The organism is Saccharomonospora iraqiensis subsp. iraqiensis (assembly GCF_000430445.1).
GTDB lineage: Bacteria > Actinomycetota > Actinomycetes > Mycobacteriales > Pseudonocardiaceae > Saccharomonospora > Saccharomonospora iraqiensis.
The window spans coordinates 6,867-14,499 of the sequence record NZ_KE387085.1 but is presented as its reverse complement, the minus strand read 5'-3'; the positions used below and the strand labels follow the sequence as shown (position 1 = coordinate 14,499).

Sequence of the window (7,633 nt, the reverse complement as noted above, 5' to 3'; positions counted from 1 at the left end):
GCCGCCCCGGCCGACCCGGCAGGAGCCGCGTCCTCCCCGGCAGGGACCGCCACCGGGGCGTACCCCGCAGCGGCCGCCGCGGAGACGCCGGTCGTTCGGGCGGGTGGTGCTGAGCCTGCTGCTGGTGCTGGTCCTCTCGCTGGCGGGCATGTGGGCCTACCTCGAATACTCCATCGCCCGTGAGGACGCGCTGCCCGGCGACTACGACGGCAGGCCGGCCGCGGGGGAGGGCACCAACTGGCTGATCGTCGGGTCGGACTCCCGGGAGGGGCTCGACGCCGACCAGCGCGCGGAGCTGTCCACCGGGGACGCGGGCGGCGACCGGACCGACACGATCATGATCGCGCACCTGCCGGACAACGACACCCCGGCGACCCTGCTCAGCCTGCCGCGGGACTCGCGGGTCCCGATCCCCGGCCACGGCGTCAACAAGATCAACGCGGCCTTCGCGTTCGGGGGTCCCTCCCTGCTGGCGCAGACGGTGGAACAGGCCACCGGGCTGCGGATCGACCACTACGCCGAGATCGGGTTCGGGGGTTTCGCGAGCGTCGTCGACGCGGTCGGGGGCGTCGAGATGGACATCCCGGAGGAGATGCACGACCCGAAGACCGGGATCACGATCCCCGCGGGACGGCAGACCCTCGACGGGGTCGAGGCGCTCGGGTTCGTGCGGATGCGCTACAGCCCCGCCACCCCACGGTCGGACCTGGACCGGGTGGCCAACCAGCGGAAGTTCATCGGCGCGCTGGCCGGGGAGATCGCCAGTCCCGCGACCCTGCTCAACCCGTTCGCCGTGGTCCCGTTGCTCGGGAGCGGGGCGGACGCGCTGATCCTGGACGAGGACGACCACGTGCACCATCTGCTCGCCCTGGCGTGGGCGATGCGCGGCATCGGCGGCGACGGCGTGGTCACCACGACCGTGCCGGTCACCTCGGCCTCGGCCGAGAACTGGGACGAGAGCAAGGCCGAGGCACTGTTCGACGCGCTGCGGACGGACACGGCGATCCCGGAGAGCGCGCTCAGCGAGTGATCGCCGCACGGCGACCGGGGTGCGGTGACCGCGGGAGCGGTGACCCGGGTGCGCCTCAGCGGGTGGTGGCTCAGCCGGCGGTCCGGGTCCGGAGGACCTGCAGTGCCCGGTCGGCGTGGATCGCCATCCGGAGCTCGCTGCGGATCACCGCGAGCACGGTGCGGTCGGTGTCCAGCACGAACGTGTGCCGCCGCGTGCGCAACGGCCCGCCCAGCGGGCGGCGCACCCCGAACACGGACGCGACCTCGCCCTCCGGGTCCGACAGCAGTGGGAAGTCGAACCCGTGGGTGCGCGCGAACTCGTGCTGGGTGTCGACGGGGTCGGCACTGACCCCGACCCGCTGCGCACCGACCTCGGCGAACTCCGCGCCCAGGTCCCGGAAGTGGCAGGTCTCGGCCGTACAGCCCGGGGTCAGGGCCGCCGGGTAGAAGAACAGCACCACGGGGCCCGTCGCGAGGAACCCGGACAGGCTGCGGGGGTCGCCGTTCTCGTCCGGCAGCGTGAAGTCCGGCGCGTGCTCTCCCTGCTTCATCCGTTCATGATCGCGTATCACCGGACCTGCCCGCGAGCAGGTCCCGCACCCCGCCGGCGGTGACGGCCTCACCGAACAGCTTGCCGCGCCCGGCGACGACACCCAGATCGCGCAGCCGCGCGGCCCGGTCGCCGGTGTGCACTCCCTCGGCACCGATCCGGTGGATGCCGAGTTGCCGCGCCTGTTCCACCAGGGTGCGCAGGTGCTCCTGTGCCCTGATGGCGGCGGCGTCGTCCTCGCCGAGTGCCTCGATCAGGTGCCCGGTCAGCACGACGAACCCGACCGGGAGGTGGTGGATGCGGACGAGGTCGAGGTCGGCGGCCCCGGTCACCGCGAGAGTGATCTTGACGTCGAGATCGGACAGGACCGACAGGGTCTCCAGCGCCTCGCCGCGCGGGTCGGACAGGGCGACACTGTCGGTGCAGATCCGCAGCTTGTGGGCGGGCAGACCGGTCCGGTCCAGTCCGTCCCGGACCATGCCGACGAGGTTGGGGTCGATCGCGAATCTCGTCGGCAGTCGGACACACAGATCCGGTGCGGTGTCGGGGAACTCCCGGTACCAGGTGGCGGAGTCGGACATCGACGTGTCGAGCAGGTGGTGTCCCAGGGCGGTGGTCATGCCCGTGGTGTCGGCCAGCGCGCAGAACGCCGAGGGCCCGAGCGCGCCGTGCTCGGGATGGTCCCACCGCAGCACGGCGTTGACCACGGCCACCCGGTCGCCTCCGTCGAGCGTGACGGTCGGTTCGTAGTCCACGCCGAACTCGCCGTTCTCCAGCGCGCCGCCCACGGCCGCACCCAGGGCGTAGCGGCGGCGGTCCCGCTCGTCCAGCTCGTTCTCGAACAGCATCCACTGCGCCTTGCCGTTCTCCTTGGCGCGGTGCAGGGTGATCTCGGCGGCGCGGCGCAGTTCCTCCCCCGTGCGGCCGTCCGGATCGGTGACCACGATCCCGACGCTGACGTTCACCCCGACACCGGTGCCCTCGACCCACACCGGCTCGGCGAGTGCGGTGGCCGCCTCCTCGACGAGGTCGATCACGTCCGGCTCCGCGAACGCACCCCGCATCAGCACGGCGAAGCCGTCCCCGGACAGCCGGGCGACGACCGCGTCGTGGGCCACGAACTGCTCCTTCAGCGTGCGGGCGACGTACTGGAGCACCGTGTCGCCCGCACCCGGCCCGAGTCCGTCATTGATCACCTTGAAGCCGTCGATGTCCAGGTAGATCAGTGCGAGGCGTCCGCCACCGCCGCTGCCCAGGGCGGCGTCGACCCGGTTGTCGAAGTGGTACGCGTTCGGCAGGCCGGTGAGCGGGTCCTGCGTGTTCTGCTTGCGCAGCTGCTCGCCGAGCAGGTCGAGCTCCCCGACGTCCTCGATCATCAGCACCGGGCTCGGGCCGCCGTCGGTCTCCTCCGAGAGCGTGCCGACGGTCACCCGCGCGCGCAGCGTGCCGTCCCGCCCGTGGGTGATCCCGAGGCGTTCCTGCCGGGGCCTGCGCGCGGGCAGGGAGAGTTGGTCGTCCACGGCGGACGTCAGCGTGGCCGCGTCGCCGCCGGTGGCGGCCAGGTGCGACAACGGCTTGCCCACCAGGTCGTCCCTGCGGAATCCGAGCAGGTCCGTCAACGCCGGGTTGACCGCCCGGATCGTCCCGTCCGCGGCGCCCAGCACGACCCCCACCGGGACCGCGGTGAAGAGGTCGGTGAACCGGCGGGCGGCGGCGTCGGCCTCCGTGCGGGCGCGCGCGTGGACCTCGCCGGCCACCGAGCGCACCAGTTCGTCCAGCGTGGCCCGGTCGAGTGTCACCTGCTCGGCCCGGCCCGCGTCCGGGTCCGCGTCCGTCGGGTCCGCGTCCGTCGGGCCCGCGTTCGTCGGATCCGTGGGCGTGCGTGAGTCGACGAGGTGCGCCATCCACCGGCGCGCGATGTCGGACAGACCTGGTGCCTCACCAGGGTGCGCCACACTCCACCTCACACGTTCCCACAGCCGATCGAGGGTGTCTCCGCCGTCGGGCGCGCCGCCGCCGAGAACGCATCACCGTCGGAGCGCGTCACCGTCGGAGGACACCGCCCTCGGAGGACACCGCCGACGCACCGTCGACGGAAGCCACCCCCGACGAGGCCACTGCCGACGAAGCCACCGCCACCGTAATCCCGCTGCCACCGCAATCCGCGGACATCCGGGCGCGTCGCGTCCGGACCGTGCCGACGTTGCCACCGCATCATGCCGCAGACACGGTGTCCAGCGCCTGGACGGGGCATCTCTTCGCTCTTTAGTGGTCCGTGGTGCTACACTCCGTGATCTCCGTGGTTCAGAGCGGTCGCAGGTGGACGGGAAGGCCGTCGACCGGCACGGGAAGCGAGACGTAGTCCCACCGGGCCCGGTAGTCGGAGGGTACGGACCACCGGTAGTGGCGCAGCATCTCGTGCAGCAGGGCCTTCACCTCGTACATGCCGAAGTGCAGACCGATGCACTTGTGCGCCCCGCCCCCGAAGGGGATCCAGGAATAGCGGTGGGACCGGTCCTCCCGCCGGGACTCGGCGAACCGTTCCGGGTCGAAGGTGTGCGGCGCGGTCCACCGCTGCGGGTCGAAGTGGTTCACCGCCGGTGCGACACTGACCATCGTTCCCTCGGGGATGTGGTGCCCGAGGATCTCGGTGTCGGTCACGGCCGTGCGGGGCAGGGTCGGGACCGGGGCCACCAGCCGCAGTGCCTCCCGGATGACCAGGTCGAGCGAGTGCAGCCGGTCGAGCGCGTCGGTGTCGGGCAGGTCGTCGCCGAGTTCCCGGGACTCCTGCCGCACCCGTTCCTGCCACTCGGGATGCCGGGCGAGGTAGTAGGCGGCGGCGGTCGTGGTGATCGTCGACGTGTCGTGCGCGGCCATCATGAGGAAGATCATGTGGTTGATGACGTCGGCGTCGGTGAACCGTTCGCCGTCCGGCGTCGTCGCGTGTGCCAGCGCGGAGAACAGGTCGCCGGTGTCCTCGGCGCGCTTGCCCGGCAGATGCGTGGCGAAGTAGTCCTCGAGGACCTTCCGCCCGTCCAGCCCCGCCTTGTACCGGCCGCCCGGCACCGGTCGCCGGACCAGCGCGGTGGCCGCACGCACCGTGGCCACGAACGCGCGGTTGAGGGCGTGTGCCTCCGGGCCGGTGCGCATGCCCATGAACACCCGGGTGGCCACGTCCAGGGTGAGCTGCTTCAGGCCGTCGTACAGGCGCCGGTCGCCGCGCCCCCAGGCGGCGACCCCCTCCCGCACGGTCGGGGCGAGCTGGTCGACGTAGCCGACGATCCGGTCGCGGGTGAACGCCTGCTGCATGATGCGCCGGTGCTGCATGTGCTCGTCGAAGTCGAGCAGCATCAGACCCCGGTGGAAGAACCGGTCGATGAGGAAGCGCCATCCCTCCTGGGAGAACGCCTTGTCCTTGTTCACCAGTACGGCCTGGGTCGCCTCGGCGCCGGTGACGGCGACGATCCGGCGCCCGAAGGCGCCGGAGAAGTACACCGGGCCGAACCGTTCGTACCGGCGCAGGCTGTAGTCGACGCCGTAGCGCATCATCATCAGGGAGTGCCCGAGCACCGGGGGTCCGTCGTCCCCGAGCACGGGGGACAGGCCGCTGCCCGCCGGTGCGGGCGCGAGCTCCCGCACGGGCCACCGCCGGTCGCGCAGGTACCGGTCCACCGCCCCCGGCAACGGCAACGCCGTCAACGGCGGCATCCGTTGCCGCACCGTGTCCGCCACGCGGTCCAGGGTCGTGGTCACCGCGATCCACCTCCTCGTCGAGCCGGCCGCTCCCCACTCTCCCGCCTTGTTGGCGCAGTGACAATACCCTGAGGCGGTGACGCGGCGGCCTGCGTCGGGGACACCGTGTCGTTCCCGACGGGATCCGGCGCGGTTCCCGTTCCGCCCCGGGAGGCGTGCAGGATCCGGAAGTCGGACAGCGTCACCCGCCGCGTGCGGCGGCGGTACTCGCCCGTCCGGCCGGGCCAGTTGGTGACCACCCGCCCGTGCTCGTCGCGGTACCAGCTCTCGCACCTGGTCCACACCGAACCCCGCAGACGGCCCTGGATCTCGTCGTCCCAGCGCTGCTCGACCTCCGGCCGGACGTCGAGGGCGACACCCGGCCGCCGCGCGAGCGTGCGCACCGCGTCGGCGATGTAGCGCGCCTGACTCTCCAACATGTGGATGACCGAGCCCCCGCCGAGGTTGGTGTTCGGCCCGTACATCAGGAACATGTTCGGGAACCCGGGGACGGTGATGCCCAGGTGCGCCCGCGCGCCCCCGGACCAGGCCTGCCCGAGTGTGCGCCCGCCGAGCCCGCGCACGGTCATCGGGCCGAGCATGTCCGTGGCGGCGAACCCGGTGCCGTAGATGAGGACGTCCGCCTCGTGGTGGACGCCGCCGCGGGTGGTGACACCGGTCGGTGTCACCTCGGCGACCGGGTCGGTGACCAGCTCCACATCGGGCTCGGCCAGGGCGGGGAGGTAGTCGTTGCTGAACAGCACCCGTTTGCAGCCGAGGGCGTAGTCGGGGGTGAGGCGGCGCCGCAACTCCGGGTCGGGCACCTGCCTGCGCAGGTGCCTGCGGGTCTGCCACTCGAACAGCGGGGTGAACGCCTGCCAGCGGGACAGACAGACCTGGGCGAACTCGGCGTAGAGCCAGAAGGAGAGCCGGTCGGCGGTCTGCAGCCACGGCGCCGCCCGCAGGAGCCTGCGCCGCCACCCGGTGTAGACCCGGTCGCGCTTGGGCATGAGGTACTGCGCCGAGCGCTGGAACACCGTCAGTCCGGCGACCTCGGGCTGGATGCGCGGCACGAACTGCACCGCGCTCGCCCCGGTCCCGATCACGGCGACCCGCCTGCCCCGCAGGTCCACCTCGTGGTCCCACCGCGCGGAGTGGAAGGACGGGCCGCGGAACGTCCCGAGGCCGGGAACGGACGGATAGGCCGGCCGGGAGAGCTGGCCGGTGGCGGGGACGAACACGCGCGTGGCGAAGGTGGTCCCGTCCGTGGCGGTCACCGTCCACCGGCCGGTGGCGGCGTCGAACTCGGCCGAGTCGACCTCGGTGCCGAACCGGACGTGGTTCAGGACGCCGTAGCGCCGGGCGACCCGTTCGAGGTAGGCGAGGATGTCGGGCTGTTCCGCGTACCGGCGCGGCCAGGGGGTGTTGCGGGCGAACGAGAACGAGTACAGCGGCGACGGGACGTCGCAGCCCGCGCCGGGATAGGTGTTGTCCCGCCAGACACCGCCGGGCGAGTCCGCGGACTCCAGCACGACGAAGTCGTGGATCCCGGCCCGGCGCAGTTCGATCGCCGCGGCCACGCCGCCGAAGCCCGCTCCGACGACGAGTGCGGTCGTGCTGATGATCTCCATGCCGGGACGCTAGGGCCCACGTCCCGGCCGGAACAGCGACCCGGGGGACACGTTGTTGATATTTTCGGACACGTGGTGGACTGGGACTTCCCGCGGGGCGTGGCCAGTGTCGCGCTCCTGGTCGACTTCGCGGTCGAGCGTGGCGTTCCGGCGGAACGGGTGCTGGCCGGGACCGGTCTCGACCCCGCCACGGTCGCCGACCCGCTGGCGCAGGTCGAGGCGCAGCAGGAACTCGCGGTGGTGCGCAACCTCCTCGCCGGGTGCGCCGGGGACGCGGCCGAGCTCGGCGAGCGGGTGGGACGGCGTTATCACGCCACCGCCTACGGGATCTGGGGTTTCGCGGTCACCAGTTCCCCGACCGTGGGCGACGCGATCCGTCTCGCCCTGCGCTACGTCGAGCTCACCTACGTCTTCTGCGTGCCCGAGCTGCGGGTGGACGGCGACCGGGTGTACCTGGACTGGCACGCCGACGCCGTGCCCGCCGACGTCCGGCCGTTCCTGCTCGCCCGGGACGTCGCGGCGAGCCGCACCCTGATGTCCGAGCTCCTCGGGATCCGTCCGGGCTCCGAACCCGGCCGGGAACGGATGCGGCTCCCGCGGCGGTTGCTCGACCGCCGGATGCCGCAGGCGAACGACCACACCGCGGCGTTGTGCGAGCGGCAGTGCCGCGAGCTGCTGTCCCGGCGGCGCGAGCGCACCGGCGTGGCCC

At 72.4% G+C, this 7,633-nt stretch carries 6 protein-coding genes; 2 read left to right on the top strand and 4 right to left on the bottom strand.

Annotated elements, in window-relative coordinates; all coding sequences use genetic code 11:
• The coding region (locus ACTIR_RS0110935; RefSeq protein WP_411431324.1) for an LCP family protein at positions 1 to 1,030 on the top strand (1,030 nt) is incomplete at its 5' end.
• 70 nt (positions 1,031 to 1,100) lie between these two features.
• Here ACTIR_RS0110935 and ACTIR_RS0110930 read toward each other — a convergent pair.
• The 4 genes from ACTIR_RS0110930 to ACTIR_RS0110915 form a co-directional block, all read right to left on the bottom strand.
• The gene (locus tag ACTIR_RS0110930; protein ID WP_026454316.1) at positions 1,101 to 1,562 is read right to left on the bottom strand and encodes a peroxiredoxin; all 462 of its coding nucleotides are present in this window, start codon (positions 1,560 to 1,562) and stop codon (positions 1,101 to 1,103) included.
• A 4-nt stretch (positions 1,563 to 1,566) separates the two neighbouring features.
• Complete coding sequence (locus ACTIR_RS0110925; protein ID WP_026454315.1) at positions 1,567 to 3,516, bottom strand: diguanylate cyclase domain-containing protein; 1,950 nt, start codon at positions 3,514 to 3,516, stop codon at positions 1,567 to 1,569.
• 349 nt (positions 3,517 to 3,865) lie between these two features.
• Complete coding sequence (locus ACTIR_RS0110920) at positions 3,866 to 5,314, bottom strand: cytochrome P450 (protein WP_026454314.1); 1,449 nt, start codon at positions 5,312 to 5,314, stop codon at positions 3,866 to 3,868.
• The gene (locus tag ACTIR_RS0110915) at positions 5,311 to 6,924 is read right to left on the bottom strand and encodes a flavin-containing monooxygenase (protein ID WP_026454313.1); all 1,614 of its coding nucleotides are present in this window, start codon (positions 6,922 to 6,924) and stop codon (positions 5,311 to 5,313) included. The genes ACTIR_RS0110920 and ACTIR_RS0110915 overlap by 4 nt, the downstream gene beginning before the upstream one ends.
• A 72-nt stretch (positions 6,925 to 6,996) precedes the next feature.
• Between ACTIR_RS0110915 and ACTIR_RS22780 the strand changes: the two genes are divergently transcribed.
• On the top strand, positions 6,997 to 7,633 hold a 637-nt coding region (locus tag ACTIR_RS22780; protein ID WP_034239447.1), incomplete at its 3' end, for an AraC family transcriptional regulator ligand-binding domain-containing protein.

Coding starts and splice junctions, on each gene's coding strand:
- ACTIR_RS0110930 (WP_026454316.1), bottom strand. CDS start 1,562: ATGAAGCAGGGAGAGCACGCGCCGGACTTCACGCTGCCGGACGAGAAC.
- ACTIR_RS0110915 (WP_026454313.1), bottom strand. CDS start 6,924: ATGGAGATCATCAGCACGACCGCACTCGTCGTCGGAGCGGGCTTCGGC.